This window comes from Streptomyces sp. NRRL F-5123, assembly GCF_000721495.1.
In the GTDB taxonomy this organism is placed as follows: domain Bacteria; phylum Actinomycetota; class Actinomycetes; order Streptomycetales; family Streptomycetaceae; genus Actinacidiphila.
Genome location: NZ_JOHY01000027.1, coordinates 1 through 25,998, shown reverse-complemented (window position 1 = coordinate 25,998; position 25,998 = coordinate 1). Strand labels below are relative to the sequence as shown.

Sequence of the window (25,998 nt, the reverse complement as noted above, 5' to 3'; positions counted from 1 at the left end):
ATGGCCGGGGCGGATTACACGTAGCCGGGGGGGAAGCGCAATGAAACAGGCCGCGCGCGGACGCGGGTGCCTCCTGGCCGTGGGGGTGGCCCCCCTGGCGGTTGTGCTGGCCGTGCTGGCCGTGGTGGCGGGCAGTTGCGCCGTCTCCTCCTCGCACGAACATGCCGCGCGCAGGCATCTCGACCAGCGGGCCCGCTCCTACGCGGACGCGCTGGCCGAGTCCTACGCACGGGGGCAGACCGGGGACGCGGTCTTCAAGGCACTCGCCCGGAGCACGGGGGGCGGCAGGCTGGTCCTGCTGGGATCCGCACCGGCGGACGGCGGGACCGTGGTGGATTTCGAGGGCGACGAGCGCTATTCCACGCCGGGCAACGGCTACGGATCCTCCGTCACCGTCTGCTATCGGGTGACGCTCGGCCCGTCCGCCCCCCGCCGGGCCCCGTTGGAGACCCGGGCCTGCTGACGGGACGCACGGGGCGAGATCCGGGAGGGGTCCCGCCCGTGAGCCCTCCGCGGGCTACCCGGCCTCCTCCGCGACGCGGATGACCGTCTTGCCCGGGGTGCGCGTGCCGGGGGCGAAGGCGGCGGCGGTGTCGGGGAGGGGGTGGACGGAGCCGATGAGCGGGGTGAGGCGGCCGGTGCGGACGCGGGTGGCGAGGGCGGTGAGCTGGGCGCGGTCGGGCTCGACGACGAAGAAGACCGCGCGGGCGCCGTCCGGGGGGACGGTGACGGGGCGGGAGATGGTGACGAGGGTGCCGCCGGGGCGGACCAGGGCGGCGGAGCGGTCGAGGATGTCGCCGCCGATGACGTCGAGGACCACGTCGACGGGTCCGGCGTCCTCCAACCGGTCGGCCTGGAGGTCGACGAAGGCGTGTGCGCCCAGGTCGAGGGCGGTCGTACGGTCGGCCGCGCGGCCGGTGCCGATCACCCGGGCTCCCGCCTCGCGGGCCAGCTGGACGGCGAGCGAGCCGACGCCGCCGGCGGCGCCGTGGATCAGCACCGTCCGGCCGGCGGTCAGCCGGCCGTGGTCGAACAGGCCCTGCCAGGCGGTGAGGCCGGAGACCGGCAGCGCGGCGGCGGTGACGTGGTCGATGTCGGCGGGCAGCGGGGCGAGGTTGCGGGCCTCCACCGCCACGTGGTCGGCGAGCGCGCCGTCCCGCGTCCAGTCGGCGAGGCCGAAGACACGCTGGCCGACGCTCAGTCCGGTGGTGCCGTAGCCGAGCTCGGTCACGACGCCGGACAGCTCGTGGCCGGGGACGCTGGGCGTACGGTCGCGGCCGGCCCGGTCCGTCCAGGTCGCGGGCCAGGACAGCTCTCCCGGGGTGAACCCGGCCGCGTGCACGCGCACGATCACGTCGTTCTCGGCGGCGTGCGGGTGCGGCAGGTCGGTCAGGGTCATCCCGCGGACACCGGCGTCCCGGTCGCGGACAGTGATGGCACGCATGGGGCTTCCTCACGGGTGGGGCGGGGCCTTGCCTCCCGTCGAGCCTTCCCGCCCGGGCGCCGGACGTCCCGGCGACTGGTCCACCTGGCGGCCAGGTGGGCGAGCCGTTCACCCGTCCCGGGCCTCGCCCACCCGGCGTCGCGGCACCTCCTCCCGCGGGGCGGGGAACGGCCCTGGGCCCCGCCCGGCGGGTCGCCGTCGTGGACGTCGGTGCGGGGGAGGGCCTGGGCGGTGCGGGTGGCGCGGGCGGTGCCGCGAGCCGTCTCAGCGCTTGCCGCCGCTGCGGGAGCGGAGGAAGAGGGCGGGGGTCGCCGCGGTCAGGAGGACGAGGGCGGTGTTCGCCGCCAGGCCCGCCAGGGCCGCCGTGACGCCGTGGTGGAGGGCGGCGGGTGAGCCGGTCGGGCGGCGGGACCGCGGGGGCGGGAGCGGGGGCTCGGGTCGTGGCGCCGCTGAGGGGGTGGGTGGAGGAGGACATGGCGGGGAGCCCCTTCGCGGGGGCGGGCCGGGAGCGTGGCGGGGGCGCGCGGGGGTACGCCGGTGTACCACCCGAAGACCTGTAACGGGTCTATCGTTCCGTTACGCCATGACGGTGGCACCGGTCGGGCCGTAAAGGAACTCCGGTTCCGATACGCTGGAGTCAGTCGTCCCGACCGGCACGCGGGCGGACGCACGCCGTACGAAGGAGGCCCCCATGTCCGGCACCCCACGCAGCGGCGCCCCAGGCGCCCCCGCCGCGGGCTCGGCTGCGGGCCGGGCGCCGGGTTCGGCTCCCGGCCCCGCGCGCGACCCGGCCCCGGACCCCGCCGCGCCCGGCACGCTGCGGCCCGGCGGCCGTACCGCCCGCGTCCGTACGGCCGTGCTGCGCACCGCGGGCGACGTCCTCGCCGCCGGCGGGTTCGAAGCGCTCGACCTCGGCGAGGTCGCCCGGCGTGCCGAGGTCGGCAAGACGACCGTCTACCGGCGCTGGGGCACTCCCGGCGCCCTCGCCGCCGACCTGCTCGGCGACATGGCCGAGCAGTCGTCGCCGCGCAGCGACACCGGCACGCTGGAGGGCGACCTGCTCGCCAACGCCCTGCTCGTCGTCAAAACGCTCGCCGACCCGCGCCAGGGCCCCCTCTTCCGCGCCCTCATCGCCGCCTCGCTCTGCAACGAGCAGGCCGCGGAGGCGCTGCACCGCTTCTACGCCGTGCGCATCGAGGAGTGGGCGGGCTGCGTGCGCGACGCCGCCGAGCGCGGCGAGGTGCCGGGCGGCACCGACCCGCACGCCGTCGTCGCCGCCGTGTCCGCGCCGCTCTACTACGCCCTGCTCAACTCCGGCCGCGCGCCCACGGACAGCGACGCCGAGCACGCGGCCCGCGCCGCGGCGACCGCCGCCCGCGCCGGGGTCTGGGCCTGATGCCCGCAGCCGTCCGCCGGGCTGCGCGGGGCGGGCCCGCGGGGGCGCACGGAGCGGGCGTCTTCACCATTCCGCCACCGGGCCGGACGGGGGCCGGCGGCTAGTATGACCCGCGCCGCGGGGCGGGGCACATGTGGCGTGCGCACATCTGGCTGTCGCGGGGCGCAAGGCGCAACCTGGTGTCGACGAAAGGTGCGACATGGCCGAATCGGAGCCGGCGGTCCCCGAGCCGCAGTCGCAGACGCACCCGCAGACGCACTCGGGGACACACCCGCAGACCGGACCGCAGTCGCAGACCGGGTCGCAGTCGCGCACGCAGACCGGGTCGCAGTCGCAGACCGGGTCGCAGCCGCAGCCGCACACCCAGACGCTCGCTGCGAAGATCGACGCCCTCTTCCGCGCCGTCCGCCGCCCCAACCGCGAGCAGTACAGCCACGAGGAGGTCGCCAAGGCCTGCCGCGAGGCCACCGGCGAGAGCTTCTCCGCGACCTACCTGTGGCAGTTGCGCACCGGGCGCCGGGACAACCCGACCAAGCGTCATCTGGAGGTACTGGCGCAGTTCTTCCAGGTTCCGGTTGCCTATTTTTTCGACGACGCCCAAGGCGCCGCCATCACCAAGGAGTTGGAGCTGCTGACGGCCCTTCGGGACGCCGGTGTGCGGAACATCGCGCTGCGCGCCGTCAACCTCTCGCCCGAAGCGGTGGGTACAATCAGTGACATTATCGACGTCCTTGCCCGTCGGGAGCAGGGGAGCGATCCGCCGAGCACTCCGGGCTGACCCGCCCGGGGCGGCTCGGGGACAGCGGGGCGATTCAAGAAGTGGGGTGCCTCCAGGTGGCGCGTGACCGGAGCCAGCGGGGCTTATGGCAGCGATGTCGGCGCCTCGTGGCGGCCCTCAGCCTGCCCGATCCGTTCGACATCGCGGACTTCGTCGACACCCTGGCCGACTGCCGCGGGCGGCCCATCGAACTGGTCCCCGTCACCGGCCGCCCCAGCCTCCCCTGCGGGCTGCTGCTCACCACCGCGGACGCCGACTACATCCTCTACGCGGCCGACACCTCGCCGCTGCACCAGCAGCACATCCTGCTGCACGAGGCCGCGCACCTGCTGTGCGGCCACCAGGACGACAGCGCGGGCACCACACTCGACTCCGCCGCCCGCACCCTCATGCCGGGCCTGTCGCCCGCGCTCGTCGAGCGGGTCCTGGGCCGCACGATCTACACCGAACCGCAGGAGCGCGAGGCCGAGATCGTCGCCTCGCTCATCCTCTCCCGGGTCTCGCACTGGTCGCCGCCGCCCTTCGCCGCAAGGGCACGCAGCCTGGAGGCGCTCTTCGACCGCCGCGAGCGGCCCGGGAGTCCGGCCGAACCCGGCGGCAACGGACCTCCGGAAGGCGGCGGCACGCAGCCCGGCCTCGGCAACGCGCCCGCGGGCGGCGGCGGATGACCGCCGTCACGGACATCGCCGCGTACGCTGCCGCCGCCGTCTTCATCGTCTTCGCCGCCTACCGCTTCTCCGCGGCCGGCGGGGACGCGACCCAGCGCTACATCTACGCGTTCTCGCTGTGCGTCGGCAGCGCCCTCGTCCTCAACGCCCCCAGCAGCATCGATACGTTGGGGCGGCTGATCGCGGCGCGCGCGCCCGTGGTCGAGGTCGTGCACGGGCTCAAGATGGGCGCGTTCACCTGCATCGCGCTCATCGCGCTCACGCTGCGCAACTCCACGGACGACCGCGGGCCCGTCCACCGGCACATCGTCGCGGGCGTGGCCGTGCAGGCCGCCTCCGCGTGGATGTTCGCCGAGTCGTTCGTGACCGTCAGCCCGGACGCGGTGACCGTCGGGGACGGCCGCCGGCTGCTCTTCGCCGGGTACGAGCTGCTGTTCGCCGTGTACGGCATCGGGTGCCTGGCCATGCTCGTCGGCGCGCTCGCCGGGCACATCCGGCGGGAGGCGAACGGGGTGCTGCGCACCGGGCTGCTCCTCATGGCCCTCTCCGCGGGCATGGGCATCGTCTGGACGGGCTGGTCCGCACACGACATCACGAAGGTGCTCACGTCGGGGCACCAGGGAGTCGGGGAGGACCTGCCCTCCACGCTGCTGTCGGTGGCCGTCGCCGTCCTCGCGGCGGGCGGCGCCTCCGCCACGCGCTGGCCGGTGCTGCTCGGGGGGCCGCTGCGGTGGTGGCGGGCGCAGCGCTCGTACCGGGCGCTGGAGCCGCTCTGGGCGGCGCTGTGCGCAGAGCTTCCGGAGATCGCGCTCGCGGGTGGGGGTGCCGCCCGGCGGCGGCGGGGGCGGCGTCCGCCCGTGCGGCGGGCGACCTTCGCGCTCTACCGCCGGGTGATCGAGATCCGTGACGGGCATCTTGCGCTGCGGCCGTACTTCGAGGTCGCGGGCGGGCCGGGCGGTGGGGCCGCGTCTTCGTCGTCCTCGCCGTCCTTGCCTTCCTCGCGGGGCGAGGACGACGGGGGGCCCGCGCGGGCTGCCGCCCGGGAGGCGGCGGCTGCGATCGCCGCGGCGCTGGCGAACCGCCGGGCGGGCCGCCGCACTGCTGCGGAGGCCGCGCTTCCCACCTGGCCGGTGGCGGGCACGTTGGACGCGGAGACCGCGTGGCTGCTGGAGGTCACCCGCGCGTTCGTGGCCCCGCCGGGTTCGCGGTGACCCCCGGGGCGGGGGTGGCCTTCTTTCGCGCCCGCGTGGCGTCGGCCGCACCTCAGGTGCAGGCTCGCGCCGCTGGGTGTTGACCGGCGGGGCATCGCGCTTCTGCTTCGGTGGGTGGGGTCGGGGGCCACTCCGGGGGTACCTCCTCGGAATGCGCGTTCGCCCTCATCCGGAGTTGGTGCCGCGCTGGGAAGCGCATTCCTGCGGGGGCACCCCCGGATCCTCCCCCTCCCGAGGTCTCGTGGGCGGCTGCCCGCCGGTGGGGGCGGGGGTGGGTGGGTGACGTGGGCCCTCCCGGTGTCTCGTGGGTGGCTGCCTGCCGGTGGGGGGTGATCCACGGGACCGCGGTTCGCCCCCGACGGCGGTGCACCCCCACAGGTAGACAGAAGTTGTCGCTTCTACCTGCACGGGTGGTGGGGGTGGGAAACACCCCGCGCCGCCAGGCGCGGGAAGCCCCCACCGGCGGGAAGCCGACCGGGTACGCAGGGCCTCCCGCGGGGTGGGGCGGGGGCCTACAGGGGGAAGTCGGCCGCGGAGGCGAAGGCGGCGCGGTCGGGGTGGCCGGTCTTGCGGAGGAGGCTCGCGACGTGCTTCTCGACGGTGCGGGGGGAGATGTGGAGCCGCCCCGCGATGTCCTTGTTGCCGATCCGCGCAGCGAGAAGGCGGGCGACCTCGAACTCGCGCACCGTCACCCCGTGGCGGCGCAGGGCCGCCGGGACGCCCTCGATGCCGGTGCGCCGCTGCCGCACCTGCGCCCCCATGCCGCGCAGCAGCCCGCGGCAGGCGGCGGCGACCGCGGGGATGCCGGCGGCGTGGAAGTGATCCTCGGCGTCGCGGAGCCAGCCGACCGGGTCGCCCCAGCCGTCGTCGTAGGCGGCGGGGGCGACGAGGCGGAGGGCGAGGTGGCGGGCCGGCGGATAGGGGGCGGCTGCGGCGAGGGCGGCGCGGGCGGCGGCGGAGGCCTCGGAGGTGCGGCCCTCGCGGCCGAGGAGGACGGCGCGGGCGAGGTCCGCGAAGGGGCGGTGCCAGCGGTCGCCCGCGGCTTCGGGCTGCGCGCAGTGCTGCGGGCCGACGCGTCCGGCGAGGGCGCCGAGCAGGAGGACGAGGCCGTGCCGCCCGATGTCGACGGCCGCCGGGTTCTCCGTGTCGTACGCGACGGCCTGCGCCAACTCCTGTTCGGCGGTGGCACGTTCCTCTTCCAGCAGGGAGCAGTGGGCGCGGGCGAGCCCGTACGACATGGCGCGTACGCCGGGGGCCTCGGCCATGAGCGGCGCGAGGCGTTCGAGGGCTTCGGTCATGGCGGCGCGCCGCCCCTGGTGGGCGTGCCGGACGGCGTCGGCGAGGTGCAGCAGCGGCAGGGCGCGGCCGAGGCGGTCGCGGGAGGCGGCGGGCAGGGCGGCGGCGATGCGGTCGCCCGCGGCGGTGAAGTCGCCGCGCCGGATCTCGTCGAGGACGAGGGCGAACCCGGCTTCGTACGCGGGCGGCAGCACGCCGATGTGCAGGGCCTCGCGCCGCGCCGCCTCCACCGCGGCCCAGTCGCCGTCGTGCCGGGCGGCGTCGAGGGCGAGGGCCAGTTCGGCGGTGACGCGCTCGGCGGGCAGCCGGTGCCGGCGGGCCAGCACGCAGGCGGTCAGCAGGTGCCCGGCGGCGGCCGGGTCGCCGGCGTGGGCGGTCAGCCGGCCGAGCTGGACCAGCGCGCGGCATTCGGCCTGGGGTGCCCCGGCGGTGCGGGCGGCCGCCAGGGCGCGGCGGGCGGCGTGCTCGGCGGTGCGCAGCCGGTCCGGGGCGAGCCGGTGCGGCTCCACGCGGGCGGCGGAGGCCTCGACGGCGGCGGCGTCGCGGGCGGCGGGGGCCTCGCCCAGCAGCCGTCGGGCGAGGTCGAGTTGGTGCAGGGCCTCGGAGGGGCGCCCGGCGAGGGCGGTCAGTTCGGCGAGGGCGGCCCACAGCGCGGCCCGACGCCCGGACGGCAGTCCCTGGCCGTCCAAGGCGGATATCCCGCGGGTGAGTTCGGGCAGCAGGTCGAAACGGGCCGCGCATCCGGCGGCGTAGACGAGCAGTTCGAGGACCGTCGCCCGTAAGGAGGTCGGCGTCCCGGCCTCCGCGGGCCGGTGCGCGGCGGACAGCAGAGCGACGGCCCGCTCCACCGTGCCCTCGGCGAGCGCCCGCCGCCCGGCCTCGCAGGACAGCCGCGCGGCCTCGGTGGTGTCCCCGGCGTAGGCGCACAACTCTGCTGCGCGGGCGCACCATTCGCCGGGCAGGCCCGGGTGCAGTTCGGCGAGGACGGCGGCGGCCTGCCGCGCGCGGCCGGTGCGCTCGGCGGGCGCGAGGGCGTCGCGTACGGCGCGGGCGGCGAGCGGGTGCCGGAAGGCGTACCAGTCCGGCTGATCCGGATCGGGTTCCAGCAGGTAGGAGGAGGTCGCCGCGCGTAGCACCGCGGCGACGTCGTGCCCGCCGCGGTCGGCGGTGCGGCGCAGCACCGGCAGCGGGAAGCGGCGGCCGAACAGCGCGGCCAGGCCCAGCACTTCGCGGCCGCCCGCGGGCAGCCGGTCGAGGCGGCGGGCCACGCTGCGGGCCACGGCGGGCGGCACCCCTCCCGTACATCGCCCGCGGCCCGGAGGGGAGACCGCCGCGCGGGTCAACTCCCGTATCAGGAAGGGGTTTCCGGAGCCTGCGGCCAGGACCTGGTCGAGCAGATCGGCCTCCACCTCCGCGGGCGCGACGCCCGACTCCGCGGCGACCAGCTGCCGTACGTCCCGGGCGCGCAGCGGCGCCAGGTCGACGCAGCCGGCGGTGCCGCGCTGGCAGGCGCGCGCGGTCAGGTCGGCGGCGGGTCCGGCGAGCAGCCCGGTCGTGAGGAGGACGGCGACGGGCTGGCCCGCGAGGTTGTCGAGGAGGTACTCGACGGCGGCGAGCGTGCGCAGGTCGGCGTCGTGCAGGTCGTCCAGGACGATCAGGCACCCGCGTCGGCGCCCGGCCTCGGTGAGCACCCTCAGCATCGCCTCCCCGACCAGCAACGGCCCACCGAGCCCGCCGAGTTCGACCGCTGCTACGTGGGACCGCGCAGTCGGCGCGGCGCCCGGCGTCCCACCCGGCCCGTCCGCGCGCACCCTCCGCACCGCGCCCGGCACCGCGCCCGGCACCCCGCGCGGTCCCGCGCCCGGGAGCGTGTCCCACTCCGTGGCCGGGTCCTCCCGGGGCGGGGCGGGCTCCTCCCGCAGGTCCAGGGAGGGCAGCAGGGCGGCCAGCACCCCGGTGTACGGGCCCAGGGCGGCGGGGCCGGGAAGCGGGGTGGTGCGGGTCAGGGAGAGGAGGGCCTCGATCAGCGGGCGGTAGGGGACCGGCGGGGATACCGCGCTGACACCGCCGCGGGCGGTGGCCAGGCCCGCGGCGGTTGCGGCGGTGAGAGCCTCGGCGGCGAGCCGGGTCTTCCCGGAGCCCGGTTCGCCCGTCACGACGAGGGCGCCGCCCTGCCCGGCCCGCGCGGCCGCGAGGACGGCGGACACCCGGTCCATCTCAGCCTGCCGGCCGACGAGTTCGGCGGACCGCAGCGCCGCTGTCTGCGGCGGTAACGGCCTCACCGCAGGCCCCTGGCGCGGCTGCTGCTGGCGTACGGCTTGCTCATCGGCTCTCCCGGGACGCGGCTGGCACGGCGGGCAGCGCGTCCGCGCGGCGGGCGGTGCGCTCGCGAGGCGGGCAGGACTGCGCGGCCGGCAGGCTGGCAGGACAGGCGGTACGGGCAGTGCGGGCGGAACAGGTGCGGCCCCCGCCGGCCCCCGTCGGCGCGGGGCGGTGCGCGCCGCCCGGGAGCGGGTGGTGCGGCCGGCGGGTCGCGCACGGCGGGAGCGGGCGAGCCGACGGCGGATGCGGGCCCGCGCAGTTGATGAGCTGAGGTGAATGACGCGGGGGACATCATCCGCCTCAGCTCGCGCACCACCATGACGCATCGCACGGGGGGCGTCAACCACGCCGGGTGCTCCGCGCGCCCTTTCGGCCGCCGCACCCGGCCCCTCAACTGGGGGATCGGGCAGGCGAATTATGGGGGCCGACTACGGATGTGCGGTCGGTCGGGGGCACGGTTGGCTGAATCCGCCGTTCGGCACATGCGCGTCCCACCACCCCGAGCGCGCCCGCGCGCTCCCGACCCACGCAGGGAGGTGACACGGATGAGCGTCCTCCGGCTGCAGAGCCTGGAGCCGACCGTGGCGAACAACGCGGTCGCCATCCTCAGCACCACCAGCAGCGGCAGCAACTGCTGCAAGAGCCAGAACGCCTGACCGAATCCGCCCGGCCGCCGGCCGCGGCACGGTCCGCGGTGGAAGGGCCGCTCGGGAGACACCGGAACCACGGGAATCAAAGGAGACAACGCCATGAGCATCCTCAACCTGCAGAAGATGGAGCCCGTCGCCGTCGAGAGCGCGGTCGCGGTCCTCAGCACCACCAGCTCCGGCAGCAGCTGCTGCTCCACCAACCCCAAGAAGCCGTCGCTCTGACGGCCCTCCGGTCCCGGTACCGGAAGGCGATGCCGTGAGCATCCTCAAGCTCCAGGAGCTGCGGCCGGTGGCACAGGAGAGCCTGGTGCCGGTCGTCAGCCACACCAGCAGCTGGGTGAACTGCTGTGTCGACCCGCCGGACGACGACGACTGAGCCAGGTCACGCGTACGGCACCCACCACGGCCGGGCGGACGACCCCGCCCGGTCAGCCCGCCGACCCACCCCATGGAAAGGACGGAAACCATGAGCATCCTCAAGCTCCAGACGATGGCGCCCATCGCCACCGAGAGCGCGGTCGCGGTCCTCAGCACGACCAGCTCCAGCAGCGACTGCTGCAAGTCCGTCAAGCCGGTCCTGAGCTGACCTCCGACCAGCCGTCCCGCCCGGGCGCCTGACGCGCCCGGCCAGCCGAGAGAGGAGATGACGCGATGAGCATCCTCAAGCTCCAGACGATGACGCCCGTGGCCACCGAGAGCGCGGTGGCGGTCATCAGCTCCACCAGCTCCAGCAGCGACTGCTGCAAGAAGCAGCAGCTGAAGCCGACCGCCTGACGGTCGCGCCGTGCGGGGGCGAACCCGCCCCCGCACGGCATCCGCGCGCCGGCGGCCGTACGCGCCCCGCACGTATCCGCCGCACCCGACCCGCGCCCGCACCGGACGCCGCCCCGCCGCGGCGGCCGGACGACCACACCAAGAGGCAGACATGCGCGACGAACGATGGGTCAACCGCTTCCTCTTCGCCTGGAACGACACGCTGTTCTTCGATCCGCTCGACGTCTACTACGAGCCCCGCGAGGACAACTTCATCGCGTCGGTCGCCCCCGAGGTGCGCGCCGGGTTCCAGCGCAGCGGCATCTGGTGGATGTACCGGCACGACGAGCAGCTGCCGGCGCAGGGCTGGAAGATCCACGTGTCGGCGAGCCTGCGGACGGTGCGCAAGGTCGCCGCGGACGTGATCGGCCATCTCGCCGCGCGCGGCGTCGACTTCAAGATCGCCCTGGACATGAACATCTTCGAGATGCTCAACTCCAAGGCCATGTCCCGCGGCGCCGCGGGCAAGCTCGTCACGGTCTACCCGGCCGACGAGGACACCTTCCGCTCCTGCCTGGCGGACCTGGCGGTGCTGCTGGAGGGCGTCGAGGGTGCGTACATCCTGTCCGACATGCGCTACAAGGACAGCAAGGCGCTCTACTTCCGCTACGGCCAGTTCCTGTCCACGCACACCGTGGACGTCATGGGGCGGCCCGTCCCGCACATCGTCGGCCCGGACGGGCCCGTGCCCGACGAGCGCGCCATCGGCTACGCCCAACCACCCTGGCAGCCCTGGCCGTTCACCGACTGGAAGCCGGGCGACTACGGCGCCGACGACGAGGGCGACGGGCTGCTCGGCGGGCGCTTCCGGGTCACCGAGGCCATCCAGTTCTCCAACACCGGCGGGGTCTACAAGGCCGAGGACACCGCCCGCGACGGCAGGACCGTGGTCGTCAAGGAGGCCCGGCCGCACACCAACATCAACCCGCGCCTGGACCACGACGCCCTCGACATCAGCGCCCGCGAGTGGACCTTCCTCACCAGGCTCGGCGACCTGGACTCCTTCCCGACCCCGATCACCACCTTCCGGCACTGGGAACACCACTTCATCGCCGAGGAGTTCATCGACGGCAAGGACATCCGCTCGGTGCTGCTGGAGCGCAACCCGCTCGCCCGGCCCGGCCGTTCGACCGAGCGCTCGCGGGACTTCCTGCGGATCTACCTCTCGGTCTTCCGCGGGCTGACCCGCGCGGTGCGCGACGCGCACAGCCGGCAGGTGATCCTGGGCGACCTCAGCGCCGCGAACCTGCTGGTGAACACCGACACGTTCACCGTCACCGTGATCGACATGGAGTCCTGCCGGCTGGCGGAGGCGGATCAGGCCGAAGCCCATCTCGCCTCCCCCGTCGAGCTGTTCACGCCCGGCTTCAGCCACTCCCGGCGCCGCTTCAACGCCTCGCAGTACGCCGACGACCTCTACGGCCTGGCGACGACCATGGCCTACTTCATCTTCCCGATCGCCGCGATGTCCTACCTCCGGGAGGACGTGCTCGGCCTCTACCGGGTCTTCACCGAGCGGCTGGGCTGGCCCGCGAGCATCCACGAGCTGCTGCTCGACATCGCCGAGGACCGGGCCACCCTCGACGACGTGCTGCGTTTCCTCGACGGCGAGGAGGAGCTGATCGCCTCCGTGGCCGACGCCCCGCCGCCGGTGCCGGACGAGCCGTCGCTCGGCCTCGCGGCGACCGAGGCGGGCGTCGCGGCCTTCGTCACCGCCGTCGCCGACCAGGAGCGCGACACGCTCTTCCCCGTCGACCCGTTCGCCCACATCACCAACCCGCTCAGCCTCGGCATGGGCGCGAGCGGCGTGCTGCGGGCGCTGAAGTCCTCCGGCGTCGCCGTACGCCCGGAGTGGACGCAGTGGCTGGACCGGCAGCTCGCCGCGATCGACGTCGTCGAATACGCCGACGGCCTCATGAACGGCCTGGCCGGCATCGCCTGGGCCGCCGACGAGCTGGGCCTGCACGCCCACGCCCGGCGGCTGCTCACGACCGCGAACGAGCGCGGCCTGGAGGTCGGCGACCACACGTTCTACTACGGCCTCGCCGGGCTCGGCATGACCAACCTGCGCTTCCACCTCGCGCACCGCGAGGAGCGCGACCTCGACGCCGCCCTCGCCTGCGCCCGGCGGCTCTCCGAGCTCGCCCACCACGAGGGCGAACACACCTACTGGCTCAACGACTTCTCCGCCAAGGGCCCGCTGACCGGCCTCGGCTTCGGGCAGGCGGGCGTCGCGCTCTTCCTGCTCCGCATGACCCAGGCCACCGGCGACCCGCAGTACGCCGACCTCGGACGGCGCGCGCTGGCCTGGGAGATGGCGCACACCGAGCCGCTGGAGGACGGGCTCGTCATGTTCCGCCACGAGGGCACGATGGAGCCCTACGTCGAGGTCGGCTCCGCGGGCGTGCTCCAGGTGCTGCTGCGCTTCGGCTGGACGGACGACGCCCGCGAGATCGCCCGCGCCATCGACGGCTGCCAGTCCGTACTGCCCGGCTACGCGTTCGGCCTCACCGGCGTCGCGGACGCGATGCTGGACGCGGCCGAGCGCACCGGCGACCCGGCCTACCGCGAACTTGCGTTGCGCCAGATCGACTTCGTCCGGCAGATCTTCGTCTTCGAGCCCGCCGAGAAATTCGGGCTGCCCCGCCGGGAGGGCGAGACGCTGCTCGCGGTCGCGGGCGAGGGGCTGCTGCGCTGCTCGTGCGACTACCTCACGGGCGCGGCCGGCGTGCTGCGCGTCCTGCACCGCTTCACCCACGGCGGCACCGTCGACTTCCTGCTCGACGAGCTGGAGCCGGGGGGCGACGCGGCGGGCGGTGCGCGGCAGGCGGCGGGCGAGGTGGCACCGTGACCGAGCTGTGGCGCACGCTCAGCGGCCACCGCCGCCGCTTCGCGACGATCCTGGCCCTGGAGGCCCTGGTCAGCGGCGTCGAGGCGCTCGTGCACCCCCTGCTGCTCAAGGCGCTCTTCGACCAGGCCATCCTCGCCGGGCACTTCGCGAAGTTCATCACGCTCGGCCTGTTCTACCTGCTGCTGGGCCTGACCCTGAACATCGGCGGCTACTGGATCTCCCGCTGGCGCAAGCGGTGCGAGAACACCTTCGTGCTCCAGCTGGAGATGGAGCTGCTGGACCGCACCCTCGACCAGGACGGGCGGCGGCTGTCGGAGGCCGGCAACGCCTCGTACGTCAGCCGGGTGCACAGCGACGTCAAGGACGGCGTGCTGCCCGCGATCGACGTGTGCGTGCGGATCGCCAAGCAGGCCCTCGCGTCCCTGGTGTTCATCGGGGTGCTGCTCTACCTGTCCTGGCAGGCCAGCCTCATCCTGCTGGTGATCGTGCCGCCGCTGGTGCTGGCCAGCAACCGCATCGCCAAACGCATCGAGGACAACACCGACCCGGAGCGGGAGGGCGAGGCCCGCTACATCAACACCCTCACCCGCACCCTTGAGGCCTTCCACGCGCTGCGCGGCATGCGCGCCCTGCGTCCCGGCACCCGCACCGCCAACCGCCGCGCGCTGGACGGCTACCTGGACATCACCTTCGTCAACTACCGCCTCACGCAGAAGCAGAACACGCTCAGCGACCTGGTGATGAACCTGTCCGACACCGCCTCGATGGTCGTCGGCGCGTACTTCGTGTTCGCCGGGCGGATGACCTTCGGCAGCTTCCTCGCCTTCGTCAACTCCCTGTGGCGGGCGGTCACCGGCATCTTCGACCTCATCAACATGATCCCGCAGGTGCGGCGCAACACGGCCGTCCTCAAGCGCATCGAAGCGCTGCGCTCGTCCACCCCCGGGCCCTACCACGACGAGGGCCCCATGGTCCTCGTGCACGGTGCGCGCGTCCGCTACGGGACGTCCGCGGCCGAGGGCGGCGAGGGCACCGGCACGACCGTCGCGATCGAGGACTTCGAGCTGCGGCCCGCAGAGCACGTGCTGCTGCGCGGCCCCAACGGCTGCGGCAAGACCACCCTGCTGCACATCATCTCCGGCACCCTCGCCCCCGACTCCGGCGTGGTCACCCTGCCGCCGCGCGTCGCGAGCCTGACCGCCCCCGTCAACCTCCCGCCGCTGCCGGTCCGCGAGCTGGTCCCCGACGCGGACCTGCGCGCCGCCCTGGAACTGACGGCGCTCGCCGACCAGCTCCCCACCGACCTGTCCTCCGGCCAGCGGCAGCGCACCGGCGTCGCCGCGCTGCTCTCCGAGGAGGCCGACGTCTACCTCGTCGACGAGCCCTTCGCCAACCTCGACCGCGACGGCCGCGACCTCGTCCTCGCCGCGATCGAGGCGCGCACCGACGGCCGCGGCCTGCTCGTCGTCCACCACGGCGACGACGACCTCGACACCCGCTTCGACCGCGTCGTCACCCTCTCCGCAGCCACCGCCCGCCCCTGATCCGGGGCCCCGCCGCCCCGCCCGCGCCGCGCACTCACCGTGCCCGGGGGACGCGGGCGAGGGCGGCGCGGATCGTCGCCGGCAGGTCGGGGACCTCGACGCCGAGGACGTCCAGCCACGCGACGATCTGGGGCAGCGGGGCGCCGAGGGAGTGGCTGAGCTTGGTGAGGCGGTGGAGGTATCCGACGCCGGGCGGGCAGGTCCTGCTCCTGTCCACCCCTTCCGTCTCGTCCAGCAGCGCGCCCGCCGTCCTGCGGTCGAGCCCGGGCGGGAGTTCCGTGCCGGCGCACACGAGACCGTACGACGTCAGCCGCTCGGCCACCTCCCGCACCTCGACGTGCAGCTTCTCCGCCGCGGTGAGCATGCGGTGGAGGGGAACGGTCTCGCCGGCGCGCGTGCCGTCCCAGTCGAACGCGCGGGACGGGTCGAGCAGATGCCGGTCGAGGAGGTCGGGGTCGCGCGGCTGCCGGAGGGGGACGGCGTAGCCGAACTGCTCCAGCCGGGCGACGACATCCGGCACCGGCACCCCGTGCTCGGCGGCGTGGCGGAGGACCGGCCCGTACGGCAGCGGCTCGGCGGGCGGCCCGAACGGCACCTTGCCCCGGAGCAGCGCGAGGTCCTGCGGGCCCGCGTCCGCGGGGAGGGCGGGCGGCGGGGCGAGGCCGACCGCGGTCAGGGCGGCCTGGACCTGCGCGACGGGGAGGCCGAGCTTGGCCGCGGCGGCCAGCAGATGGCCCGCGGCCAGCGGTTCGGTGTCGTCGAGCCAGGGAGGCGTCCCGGTCAGGTTCCGGCTGAGCAGGACGACGAGCGACCGGTCGGGGGAGTCGGGCAGGCCGCCGGGACGGGCGGTGAGGCCCTCGGCGGTGAGCTGTTCGCAGATCTCCCGCACCGGGACGTGCAGGTGCAGTGACGCGGCGGCGACGAACCCGAGCGGCATGCGCCCGTCCTCGGGCGTGGGGTCCGGGTACAGCAGGCGAAGGACGGAGCCCCACTTGCCGTGGCCGGCGGCGGGCCACTCCGCCGGGTGCAGGGGATCGAGTCCCAGCACGCGCAGTTCGGCCGCGGCCGCTTCCGCCGTCACTCCGCGGGCAAAGGCGTAGCGGCGCAAGTCCGCCGGGGAGAGCCGCCGGTGACCGGTGACCAGTCCCAGCTGGGTGGCGCGCGCCATGACGCCGTCCTTTCTGGTCGCGCGCCCGAACCAGCCGCCGTACCGCCAGATCTCCTGGTTCCCGGACCGGCCCGCGCCGGTCAGCAGTTGGTGGTCGGACGGCAGGGCGGGCAGCACCCCCGGCGCGTCGGCCAGTTCGGGGCAGTAGGCGGCGAGCGCGGTCAGGGCGGGGTTGGGGCGGTGGGCGAGCATCCGCCACAGGAAGTGCGCGTCGGGTGCCGGGCCATGAACGGGGTCCTGGCGCGAGCTGTAAGGCGTCCGCGGGCCCTCCGGGCCGGGAAGGCCGCTGACGTCCCTGAGCAGCCCGACGTCGGAGGGCAGGAAACCGCCTGCCCCGAGGTCGAAGGTCCATCCCCTGAAGTCCACGGTCCGCCGGTGCTGGACCAGGCTGGTGGTGAGCAGGTCGGCCAGGGCGGGGTTGTACCGGGCCACCTCGCACAGCCACTCGAAGGCGCCATCGGGGAGTTCGCCCGCCGCCAACGCGGCGGCGGCAGACCGCAGCAGCGTCGTGACCTGCGCGGAGATGTCCTCCAGCACCTCCGTGCGGTCAGCCGAGAGACGCCCGGGGGCGTACGGACCGGCCAGATCCACCACCACTCCGCGGACCCGTTCCGTGGTGCCGGTCAGGATGCTCGGGTGGATGCCGGGAGCAACCGCCAGACCGTCGACCAGCAGCGCCCCGCCGTTGCGGCACCAGAGGACATGGGTGCCCTCGGGCGCACCGGTCCACTCGGCCAGCACGTCGCCGGTGTCGAGGACGGGCCCGCGACCCCGGACGAGTTCCGCCGCCGAGCGCCTTTCCCACAGGGCGCGTGCCCTCTGCAGCCGTCCCGGCTCCCAGCGTACGGCGCCCGCCGTGTCCCGCGCCGTCGTCGCGAACTCCGCGATACCCAGGACACGCCCCAGCGCCGCCACGCACGACCACCCGCTCCCCTGCGTGAACTCCCCCTCCCGCAGGTACAACCGCACCGACGTGCCCGGCTCCGTTCCCCTTTCCGCAAGCTCCGTGATGCGGAAGAGGTGGCCCGGGCCGAAGATCGAGACCTCGAGGAGGGGGCCCAGCGCGCCCGTGCGGCTCATACGGCAGGTGGTCACGCGGATCTCGTCGGCGAGCATGAAGTAGCTCAGGACGCCGATGCCGAAGCGGCTGTTGGGGTGGAAGTCGATACCGTGCTCGCGCCAGGCGGCAAACTCCTGCCGGAAGTCGGCCTGTTCGGGGAAGCGCGCGCCCGCGTTGGAGAAGACGCCGCGCAGTTCGGCCTCGCCCATGCCCACCCCGTTGTCGCGGCAGTCGACGTACTCGCGGCCGTCCTCGTCGAGGCCCTGTGTGATCGTGATCGCGCCCTCGTACGGGTACGAGGCGGGCGTCGTCGCGTCGAGGTAGCGGCTGCGGGCGCGGCGGAAGCGGCAGGCGTCCAGGGCGTTCTGGTAGAGCTCGCGGACGGCGAGCCCGGGGTCCTTGTAGAGCTGGACGCCCATCAGCAGGCTGCGGATGCGGCGTTCGTCGAGCTGGAAGCGGGCCCAGCCGCTGAAGACGCCCCGGGCGGGGGCGAGTCCGTCCGCCGACAGGCGCGCGGGGAGCGCGGGCACGGGGAAGGTCACGCGCTCGCGGACGGTCCGGGCGACCGCGAGCAGCAGCTCGTCCGCGCGGGCCACGTATGCGCGCAGGCCCTCGATGACGGCCTCGTGGTGGCAGGCGGCCCGCAGGACGGGCAGCTCGGGCGTGCCGCCCCACTCCGCGCCCGCGAGGGTTTCGCGCAGTTCGGCCAGGTCCACCGGGTGCGGGATGCCGAGGTGCTCGACCACGATCTCCGGCAGCGCAGTGGGCTCGGCGGTGGCCGCGTACGCCAGCGCGAGCAGCAGGCACAGCCGCTGCTCGCGGACCTGCTGCGGGCCGGGGCCGCGGACCCGCTCGTCGGCCCGGAGGCGGCCGAGGTGGTCGGGGTTGCACACGTCGGGGCCGCGCCGCAGGCCGTGCACGAGCAGGCCGACGCGCTCGGGCGTGAGCACGCCCCCCAGCGTGGCCGCCGCCTCCCCGCCGGGGACGGCCTCGGCGAGGAGCCGGCCGATCGCGTCGGGCGCCGCGAAGCGGTCGGAGCGCAGGAGCCAGCGGTGGAAGAGCCACCAGCCGATCGGGCCCTCGGCCGCCGGCCGCCGCAGCGCCCGTGCGACCAGCACGCCGTAGCCGTCCGCGAACGACTCGAAGGACCGCCGGGCGGCGATCGGAGCGGCGGTGACACGCGGCGACGTGGGCCGTACGTCGGCGGGTTCGGCCGGGCGGGGGAGCGACTGCTGCTCCACGTGCGGGGGTTCAGTCGCGCGGCGCAGCGACTGCGGGCCGACCGCTGCGAGTTCGGCCGCCAGGTCCAGGGCGTGCGCCTGGTAGAGGAAGGGCGCGAGCGTGAACAGCGCGGCCTCCGCCGGGAAGAGGTCCAACCCGCCCCCACCCGCGGGCGGTTCGCCGAGGAGCCACTCCACGCGGCCGAGGAAGCGGACGGCCAGCTCCGGGTCGTACCACGGGTCGGGGCCGCGTACGGCGCAGGCCCGGTCGCGTACGGCGGCGAGCCGCGCGGCGACCGCGGCGCTGTGCAGCCGGACCACCCCGTCCGGGTCGCGGTCGGCGGGCACCTGCGCCCACACGGCGGAGTGGAAGACGGCGTGCGCCCAGCCCACGTCCGCGAGCTCGGCGGGCAGCGGGGCGCCCAGCGGAACGCCGCCACCGTGGAAGTGCATCGAATCCGCCTGGTAGACCGGGCCGTTGACGGTGCTGTCACGAACCGTGTTGCGGGTGTCCCGCTGCTCCATTGCCCGTCCTCCCCACCGCCCCGGCCGGTTCGTACGGCCCGTCAACGGCACCGTAGGACACCGCACCGCCCGCCGGGCGGTGAACGCGGCCGCCCGTACCGCCGCGGGTGGCGCGGCCCCGGCACCGCGCTCGACCTCCACCGCTGGTGCCGCCGTCCGCGCAGGCCCCCGGCGGAAGGCAGGGGGAGGGCCGACCGCCCGGGCACGTACCGGACGCGCGGAACGCCGCCACGGGTGGCGCGGGCGCCGGCGCAGGCCCCCGGCTCAAGGCAGAGGGGAAGGCCGACGGCACGCGGATCGGCCGCGTGCGGGACGCGCCGGCCCCGCCCTACGCCGGGCGTGCCGCCCGGCAGGCCGCCGCGTAGGCCAGGGTCAGCGGGGCCGCCGAGGTGCGGGGCCAGGCCAGGGCGAAGCGGCTCGGGCTCAGGCCGCGGACCGGGCGGGTGGTCACGCCGCCGAGGCTGATCAGCGGGGCGTTGCCGGCCGCGACCAGCACCACGCCGAGGCCCGCAACGAGCGCCTCGTACGTCTCCTCGGTGCTCGCGACCTCCGCGCCGATCCGCAATGGGCGGCCGCCGCGCTCGTCCGTCGCGAGCCAGTAGTCGCGCAGGGGACCCGCGGCCTGCGGGAGGGCGAGGAAGGGCTCGTCCAGCAGGTCCGCGAAGTCGACGGGGCCGGCGTCCGCCGCGAGCCGGTGTTCCTCGGGGAGGGCCACCAGGCGCGGCTCCTCGGCCACCACCAGGTGGTCGTAGCGGTGCTGGTCGGGCAGCGGCAGCCAGACGTACGCCACGTCGCTGCCGCCGTCCGCGAGCCCGGCGGTGGGGTCCTGCCAGCCGACCTGGCGCAGCCGCAGCTCGGCCTCGGGGTGGGCCGCGGTGAAGCGCGAGCGGACCGCGGGCAGCAGCCCGCCGCGGCCGGGACTGGTGCTCATGCCGACCACGAGCGTTGCGCGCTGCGCGGCCTTCGCCGCGTCCACGGCCGCCCGCGCCGCGTCCCACTCCGCCAGCAGCCGCCGCGCGTGCGGCAGCAGGGCCGTGCCGACCGGGGTGAGGGCGACGCCCTGCCGGTCGCGGTCGAACAGCGGAGCGCCCAACTGCCGCTCCAGGGCCCGTATCTGCTTGCTCAGCGCGGGCTGCGAGACGAACAGCCGCTCGGCGGCCCGCGTGAAGTGCAACTCGTCGGCGACCGCGGCGAAATAGCGCAGGTCCCGTCCGTGAACGTCCATAACCATCGGCTATCACGAGGGGTCTTGGACGGGCAAGGGGCGCCGCCCGCAGTCTTGGTCGCAGCGGGGGAGACACCACCGCACAGGAAACGGCAGGGAGTCCGCGATGAACAAGGTCTGGCTGGTCACGGGTGCGAACAGCGGCTTCGGCCGGGCGATCACCGAGGCCGCGGTGGCCGCCGGGGACGTCGTGGTGGCGGCGGCGCGGCGGGTCGGCACGCTGGAGGACCTGGTCGCGGCGCACCCCGACCAGGTGGAGCCGCTCGCGCTGGACGTCACGGACCTCGCGGCGATCGACGCGGCGGTCGCGGACGTCCTCGCCCGGCACGGCAGGATCGACGTGCTCGTCAACAACGCGGGCCGCAGCCACGTGGGCGCCTTCGAGGAGACCGGCGACGCCGAACTGCGCGAACTGTTCGAGGTGCACGTCTTCGGACCGGCCGCGCTGGTGCGGGCGGTGCTGCCGTCGATGCGCGAGCGCGGCTCGGGCGCGATCGTGCAGATGAGCAGCATGGGCGGGCAGATGTCCTTCGCGGGCTTCTCCGCCTACAGCGGCACGAAGTTCGCACTGGAGGGCATGACCGAGGCGCTCGCGGCCGAGGTCAACCCGCTGGGCATCAGGACGCTCATCGTCGAGCCCGGCGCCTTCCGCACCTCGCTCATGGCCAACCTCACCGCGAGCCCGGAGATCGCCGGTTACGAGGCCACCGCGGGTGCGACCCGGGCCATGGCCTCCGGCGGCGACGGTGCCCAGCCCGGCGACCCGGCGAAGGCCGCCGCGCTCATCCTTGCCGCGCTCGACGCCGACGTCACCCCGCTGCGGCTGCCGCTCGGCGAGGACGGCGTGGACGCGGTGCTCGGCCACCTCGACCAGGTCCGCGCCGACATCGAGGCCTGGGAGAAGCACTCCCGCGCGACCGCCTTCGACGCCTGAGCCGGCGGCGGACGCCGGAACGTACGGCCCAGGGCCCTGCCTCCCCCCGTGGAGGCAGGGCCCGGCCGTACGGGGCCGGAAACGGCTCAGTGGCGGGTGAGCCCGTGGTGGACCGCGGAGATCAGCTCACCGTCGGAGGTGTCGCCGTCGAGCGACCACACCATGGCGCCGCCCAGGTGCGCGCCGCGGATGTACGCGGTCTTGGCGGCGATCACCTGCGGGTCGTCGTAGGTCCAGAAGTTGGTGCCGTCGTAGAGCCAGGCGAAGCCGTTGCGGGTGTCCCGGTGGACGGTGTAAGTCCCGGACTGCGCAAGGACCTTGAGGGCGTGGTAGTCCTCGTTGCCGGCCTGCCAGGTGGCGGGCGCCGGGCCCGTGGAGGGCTGGAAGAGACCGGCGGTGCCGCCGTCGGGGACACCGGTCCAGCCCTGGCCGTAGAAGGGCACGCCGAGCACCAGCTGCCGCGCGGGGGCGCCCCGCTCGAGCCAGTCGCCGACCGCCTGGGTGTCGCTGAAGTCGTTCGGCACGGGCGAGGTGCGCGGCGCGCGCAGCGCCGACTGCTGGTTGGTGGTGGCCTCGTAGGGGCCGTGGAAGTCGTAGCCCTGGACGGTGCCGAAGTCGAGGTACTTGAAGATCTTCTTCGCCTCGAACCCGGCGTCGATCTTCGCGGGCGCGGCCGGCAGGAAGGCGCTCAGGTCGTAGTGCTTGTGCGTGGTGCGGCCGTACGCGTCGAGCTGCTTGCGGAACTCGGCGGCGAGCGCGGTGAAGTCCTTCTTGTCCTCGGGCCGGTAGACGGTGTCGGTGTCACCGGAGGAGCCGGGCCACTCCCAGTCGATGTCGACGCCGTCGAAGAGGCCGGCCGCCGAGCCCGGGCCGCCCTTGCCGTCCAGCAGCGGCAGGTTGCCCTTGACGAAGATGTCCAGGCACGAGGCGACAAGTGCCTTGCGGGAGGCGTCGGTACGGGCCGCGTCCGAGAAGTGGGTGGACCAGCCCCAGCCGCCGATCGAGATCAGCACCTTCAACGTGGGGTTCTTCGCCTTGAGTTCGCGCAGCTGGTTGAAGTTGCCGGCCAGTGGCTGGTCGGCGGTGTCGGCGGTGCCGTCGACGGAGGTCGCGGCGTCGACCGGGTGCTGGTAGTCGGCCCAGGCGTCGCCCTCGCCCGCGATGTTGGCCTCGAAGCACTTGCCGTCGGCGCCGATGTTGGCGAAGGCGTAGTTGAGGTGGGTGAGTTGGGCGGCGGCGCCGGAGGTCTGGACGTTCTTCACCTGGTAGTCGCGTCCGTAGATGCCCCACTGGGTGAAGTAACCGACGCTCTTGTAGGCGGAGTTGGTGGAGGGGTGCCCGTTGTGGGCCTGTGCGGTGCTGCCACCGGTGACGGCGGGCAGGACGGCGACCAGCGAGAGGGTGGCGGCCGTGGCGGCCATCCGGCCGAGAGTTCGTCGACGCATGGCGTGAAGTTATTGGTCTGGACCATTAGCGTCAAGGGGTAGGGGCGCCCCTTGACGCCTCAAGGCCCGGCGGGCGGGAGGCCTCCGGGGAGCGAACGGCGGCGCCGCGCGGGCGGAAGGGGTGCGCCCCGGTGGCGGCCCGCGGGCGGAACGGATGCCTCCCGGCGGCCTCCCGGGAACGGAACGTCTGCCTCCTGGCGGTACCCGCACCTGCGGCGGACGCGGCCCGTAAACTCCCCGCGTGGACATACCCCCGCCGCCTCCGCCCCCGCCGTCGCCCGACGACGCGCAGCCGTCCGGCACGCCGCCGTACCCGGGTGCCCCGGGCCGGCAGCCGCCGCAGAACCCGTACGCCGCACAGGCCCAGGAGCCCACGCAGGCCGCGATGCCGGGCCAGCAGTTCCCGCAGCCGCCTGTTTCCGGCCAGCCGCCGCAGAACCCGTACGCGGCCCCGGCCGGCAACCCGTACGCGCCGCCCGCCGATCCGTACGCCGCCCAGGGCGGCAACCCGTACGCGGCGCCGGCCGACCCGTACGGCACCTCCGCCGGCCAGCCGGGGTACGGCTACCCCGGCGCCCAGCCGCAGCCGGGCTACGGCTACCCCGGGCCCGCGATGCCGCCGCCCTACCCCGGCCAGCCCGGCTGGTACGGGCAGGAGCGGCGCACCAACGGGATATCCATCGCCGCCCTGGTGACCGGCATCATCCCCTGCACGTTCTTCCTCGGCATCATCTTCGGCCTGGTCGGCATGAAGCAGGTCAAGCAGCGCGCCGAGCGCGGCCGGGGCATGGCGATCGCGGGTGTCGTCCTCGGCGGCGTGTGGGCGGCACTGTGGGCCGTGCTCATCACGCTGGGCGCGATGGGGAAGCTCGACGACGGGAACACCAGCATCGGCGACCTCAAGGCCGGGCAGTGCTTCAACACCGTCAACGACGAGCTGTCCGGGACCGAGGGCCCGCCGACCCTGGACGACAAGAAGGTCACCCACACCGTCGACGTCGTCGACTGCTCCGACGAGCACGACGCCGAGGCCTACGACGTCTACCAGATCCAGGCGGACCGCGACGCCCCGTACCCGGGCGTCGACAAGGTGGGCGCCGACGCGCAGGACACGTGCGTGAAGAACGCCCGCAGCTACCTCGACGGCAAGACGCCGGCGTCCGGCATCCACGTCTACTTCTACATCCCGCCCCCCCAGGACTGGGCGGCGAACCACCGGCAGGTGATCTGCTTCTTCGGCTTCCCGGACGGCAAGGTCACCGGCACGATGAAGGAGCGCGTCGGCGGCGGCGGGTCGGGCGACGACGGCCAGGAGAACGGCGACGACAAGAGCGGCGTGGGCGTCTGATCCGGCCGGCCCTGTGTCCGCGGAACGAGCCGGGTGCGCGCGGGGCGCGCGCCCGGCTCGTTCGCGGTGCGTGACCGACGCGCGGAGAGTGAGGCTCAGGGCAGAGGTTGCGGACGGGCACCGAGGGTTGCCAAGCTGTCGCGGACAGTCAACCCCTTGGGAGGGGCAGCCGTGGCATTCGGTGAGCAGCCCGCATACCTGCGCGTCGCCGACGACCTGCGCCGCAAGATCCTCGACGGCACGCTTCCGCCGCACGCCCGGCTCCCCTCGCAGGCCAGAATCCGCACCGAGTACGGGGTCTCCGACACCGTCGCGCTCGAAGCGCGCAAGGTGCTGATGGCCGAGGGCTTCGTCGAGGGCCGCTCCGGGTCCGGCACGTACGTCCGCGAGCGGCCCCGGCCGCGGCGCATCATCCGCAGCGGCTACCGCCCGGCGGGGCCGTCCACGCCCTACCGGCAGGAGCAGGCGGACGAGGGCTGCAAGGGCAGCTGGGAGTCACGCAGCGTGCAGGAGAGTGCGAGCCTGGACGTCGCCGAGCGGTTGCGCATCGAGCCCGGCGAGCGCGTCATGCGCACGCAGTACGTCTTCCGCACCGAGGGTGAGCCGACCCTGCTGTCCACCTCCTGGGAGCCGCTCGCCCTCACCGGGCGCACGCCGGTGCTCCTCCCCGAGGAGGGCCCGCTGGGCGGGCAGGGCGTCGTGGCCCGCATGGCGGCGATCGACCTCGTCGTCGACCACATGGCCGAGGAGGTCGGCGCGCGGCCGGGCCTCGCCGCCGAGACCGCCGCGCTCGGCGGGGTGCCCGGGCACGTCGTGATCGAGATCCGCCGGACGTACTTCGCGTCCGGACGGCCCGTGGAGACCGCCGACGTGGTCATCCCCGCCGACAAATACCGGGCGGTCTACCACCTGCCCGTGCGCTGACCCGGGCCCCGCGCCGGCCCCCGGCGCCGGCCGCGACCTGCGGCCGGCCGCCGCGCGCCCGATGTCGCGGCCGTCGGTTCCCCGTCGAACTGCTGGCCGGATCGGTACCTCTTCGTGTCATTCCGTACCCGCGCTGTGAACCTCGGGCGTAGGGTCGGGCATATGCGCATCGCCGTTTCCTCGGACATGGACGAGCCGCCCGCCCGGCTGCTCGTCGACGAACTGCGCCGCCGCGGGCACGACGTCGAACTCCACGGCGCGCTGCGCGACGGCGACCGGGCCGACTGGGCCTGGAGCGCCGAGGCGGCGGCGCGCGCCGTCGCACGCGGCGCCGCCGACCAGGCGGTCGTCTGCTGCTGGACGGGTGCGGGTGCGTCCATCGCGGCGAACAAGGTCCCCGGCGTCCGCGCCGCCCTGTGTGCCGACGCGTACGCCGCGCACGGTGCGAGGGTCTGGAGCGACGCGAATGCGCTGGCGCTGGGCCTGCGCACGTTGTCCGGGGGGCTGCTCGTGGAGATCCTCGACGCGTGGTTCGCCGCGGATGCGGCCGGCGCCGCGGGTGAGCGGGATTCCGCGGACCGGGCGAATATCGCGCACCTCGGTGCGATCGAGTCGCCGGACGGCGACGAAGCCGGAGACGAAGGGGCTTGAGGGACATGACGTCCGATCTCGTGTGGGCGCTCATACGCCAGGACGACGGGACGAACCGCTACCGGGTGGGTCGTTACGCCACCCGTGCGGAGGCGGAGCGCATCGGCGACCTCCTGGACGGGTGCGGGCGCGAACACGGCGCGGGTGACCGCCGTCGGCGCTACGTGGTCGAACGCATCGCGCAGCGTGTGGTGCAGGTCTGACGCTGGGTTCTGCGACTGGCTGCGCTGGGCTCGCCGGGTACGCGCCGGGGTGCCTGTTGCGGTGGCCCGCGCGATCTTCCCTGCGTGGGGGTTGTTCGCGCCCGCGTGGCGTCGGCCGCACCTCAGGTGCAGGCTCGCGCCGCTGGGTGTTGCCCGGCGGGGCATCGCGCTGTCGGTGTGGTGTGGGGTCGGGGGCCACTCCGGGGGTACCTCCTCGGAATGTGCGTCTGACGTCATGACGTGTCCGGTGCCGGACGGGGTGCGCATTCCTGCGGGGGCACCCCCGGATCGTCCCCCTCCCGAGGTCTCGTCGGCGGCTGCC

22 protein-coding genes are annotated in these 25,998 nt (G+C 74.7%); 17 read left to right on the top strand and 5 right to left on the bottom strand.

Annotated elements, in window-relative coordinates:
• Positions 1–79: 79 nt before the first annotated feature.
• Positions 80–463: a hypothetical protein gene (locus IH54_RS45625; RefSeq protein WP_159011987.1), complete on the top strand. Its 384-nt coding sequence runs from the start codon at positions 80–82 to the stop codon at positions 461–463.
• Between the two features lie 54 nt (positions 464–517).
• Here IH54_RS45625 and IH54_RS0121715 read toward each other — a convergent pair whose 3' ends face one another.
• Complete coding sequence (locus tag IH54_RS0121715; protein ID WP_031519293.1) at positions 518–1,444, bottom strand: NADP-dependent oxidoreductase; 927 nt, start codon at positions 1,442–1,444, stop codon at positions 518–520.
• A 691-nt stretch (positions 1,445–2,135) separates the two neighbouring features.
• On the opposite strand from IH54_RS0121715, the gene IH54_RS0121705 reads away from it, so the two are divergent.
• The 4 genes from IH54_RS0121705 to IH54_RS41860 all read left to right on the top strand — a co-directional run bounded on the left by IH54_RS0121705 (position 2,136) and on the right by IH54_RS41860 (position 5,497).
• Positions 2,136–2,840 carry a TetR/AcrR family transcriptional regulator gene (locus IH54_RS0121705; RefSeq protein WP_078862417.1) on the top strand — a complete coding sequence of 235 codons (705 nt, stop codon included), beginning with the start codon at positions 2,136–2,138 and terminating at the stop codon, positions 2,838–2,840.
• A gap of 199 nt (positions 2,841–3,039) precedes the next feature.
• Complete coding sequence (locus IH54_RS0121700) at positions 3,040–3,618, top strand: helix-turn-helix domain-containing protein (protein ID WP_234343688.1); 579 nt, start codon at positions 3,040–3,042, stop codon at positions 3,616–3,618.
• 107 nt (positions 3,619–3,725) lie between these two features.
• Positions 3,726–4,286: a hypothetical protein gene (locus IH54_RS40080; protein WP_063762345.1), complete on the top strand. Its 561-nt coding sequence runs from the start codon at positions 3,726–3,728 to the stop codon at positions 4,284–4,286.
• Positions 4,283–5,497 carry an MAB_1171c family putative transporter gene (locus IH54_RS41860; protein WP_052397724.1) on the top strand — a complete coding sequence of 405 codons (1,215 nt, stop codon included), beginning with the start codon at positions 4,283–4,285 and terminating at the stop codon, positions 5,495–5,497. The genes IH54_RS40080 and IH54_RS41860 overlap by 4 nt, the downstream gene beginning before the upstream one ends.
• 512 nt (positions 5,498–6,009) lie before the next feature.
• Here the strand turns inward: IH54_RS41860 and IH54_RS0121685 are convergent.
• Positions 6,010–9,075 (bottom strand): helix-turn-helix transcriptional regulator, encoded by a 3,066-nt coding sequence (locus tag IH54_RS0121685; protein WP_159011984.1) that lies wholly within the window; start codon positions 9,073–9,075, stop codon positions 6,010–6,012.
• 585 nt (positions 9,076–9,660) lie between these two features.
• Here IH54_RS0121685 and IH54_RS46270 point away from each other — a divergent pair.
• From IH54_RS46270 to IH54_RS0121650, 7 genes are all read left to right on the top strand, one after another.
• A complete protein-coding gene (locus IH54_RS46270) occupies positions 9,661–9,771 on the top strand; it encodes a class III lanthipeptide (RefSeq protein WP_199923436.1) in 111 nt (36 codons plus the stop codon).
• Between the two features lie 93 nt (positions 9,772–9,864).
• Entirely contained in the window at positions 9,865–9,987 is a 123-nt protein-coding gene (locus IH54_RS46265) for a class III lanthipeptide (RefSeq protein ID WP_199923435.1), read from the top strand.
• A gap of 34 nt (positions 9,988–10,021) precedes the next feature.
• On the top strand, positions 10,022–10,141 hold the full coding sequence (locus tag IH54_RS46260; RefSeq protein WP_199923434.1) for a class III lanthipeptide: 120 nt from the start codon (positions 10,022–10,024) through the stop codon (positions 10,139–10,141).
• A gap of 90 nt (positions 10,142–10,231) precedes the next feature.
• Complete coding sequence (locus IH54_RS46255; protein WP_199923433.1) at positions 10,232–10,351, top strand: class III lanthipeptide; 120 nt, start codon at positions 10,232–10,234, stop codon at positions 10,349–10,351.
• Between the two features lie 65 nt (positions 10,352–10,416).
• Positions 10,417–10,539, top strand: coding sequence for a class III lanthipeptide (locus IH54_RS46250; protein ID WP_199923432.1), 123 nt, complete (start codon positions 10,417–10,419; stop codon positions 10,537–10,539).
• A 151-nt stretch (positions 10,540–10,690) separates the two neighbouring features.
• Positions 10,691–13,429, top strand: a complete 2,739-nt coding sequence (gene lanKC, locus IH54_RS0121655) for a class III lanthionine synthetase LanKC (RefSeq protein ID WP_031519271.1) — start codon at positions 10,691–10,693, stop codon at positions 13,427–13,429.
• A complete protein-coding gene (locus IH54_RS0121650) occupies positions 13,426–14,973 on the top strand; it encodes an ATP-binding cassette domain-containing protein (RefSeq protein ID WP_031519269.1) in 1,548 nt (515 codons plus the stop codon). Before lanKC ends, IH54_RS0121650 begins: the two co-directional genes overlap by 4 nt.
• 34 nt (positions 14,974–15,007) lie before the next feature.
• On the opposite strand, the gene IH54_RS0121645 is transcribed toward IH54_RS0121650, so the two are convergent.
• A complete protein-coding gene (locus IH54_RS0121645) occupies positions 15,008–18,946 on the bottom strand; it encodes a hypothetical protein (protein WP_043181803.1) in 3,939 nt (1,312 codons plus the stop codon).
• Between the two features lie 328 nt (positions 18,947–19,274).
• Positions 19,275–20,177 carry a LysR family transcriptional regulator gene (locus IH54_RS0121635; RefSeq protein WP_031519260.1) on the bottom strand — a complete coding sequence of 301 codons (903 nt, stop codon included), beginning with the start codon at positions 20,175–20,177 and terminating at the stop codon, positions 19,275–19,277.
• A 100-nt stretch (positions 20,178–20,277) separates the two neighbouring features.
• Here IH54_RS0121635 and IH54_RS0121630 point away from each other — a divergent pair, with 100 nt between their 5' ends.
• Positions 20,278–21,105, top strand: a complete 828-nt coding sequence (locus IH54_RS0121630) for an oxidoreductase (RefSeq protein ID WP_031519258.1) — start codon at positions 20,278–20,280, stop codon at positions 21,103–21,105.
• Positions 21,106–21,191: 86 nt separating this feature from the next.
• Here IH54_RS0121630 and IH54_RS0121625 read toward each other — a convergent pair whose 3' ends face one another.
• Positions 21,192–22,550, bottom strand: coding sequence for a glycoside hydrolase family 18 protein (locus tag IH54_RS0121625; RefSeq protein WP_031519255.1), 1,359 nt, complete (start codon positions 22,548–22,550; stop codon positions 21,192–21,194).
• Positions 22,551–22,791: 241 nt separating this feature from the next.
• Between IH54_RS0121625 and IH54_RS0121620 the strand changes: the two genes are divergently transcribed.
• From IH54_RS0121620 to IH54_RS0121605, 4 genes are all read left to right on the top strand, one after another.
• Positions 22,792–23,898, top strand: a complete 1,107-nt coding sequence (locus IH54_RS0121620) for a DUF4190 domain-containing protein (RefSeq protein WP_031519253.1) — start codon at positions 22,792–22,794, stop codon at positions 23,896–23,898.
• Positions 23,899–24,069: 171 nt separating this feature from the next.
• Complete coding sequence (locus IH54_RS0121615; RefSeq protein WP_031519250.1) at positions 24,070–24,822, top strand: GntR family transcriptional regulator; 753 nt, start codon at positions 24,070–24,072, stop codon at positions 24,820–24,822.
• A gap of 162 nt (positions 24,823–24,984) precedes the next feature.
• Entirely contained in the window at positions 24,985–25,473 is a 489-nt protein-coding gene (locus IH54_RS0121610; RefSeq protein WP_052397722.1) for an RpiB/LacA/LacB family sugar-phosphate isomerase, read from the top strand.
• Positions 25,474–25,478: 5 nt separating this feature from the next.
• The gene (locus IH54_RS0121605; RefSeq protein ID WP_078862415.1) at positions 25,479–25,676 is read left to right on the top strand and encodes a hypothetical protein; all 198 of its coding nucleotides are present in this window, start codon (positions 25,479–25,481) and stop codon (positions 25,674–25,676) included.
• Positions 25,677–25,998: the final 322 nt, after the last annotated feature.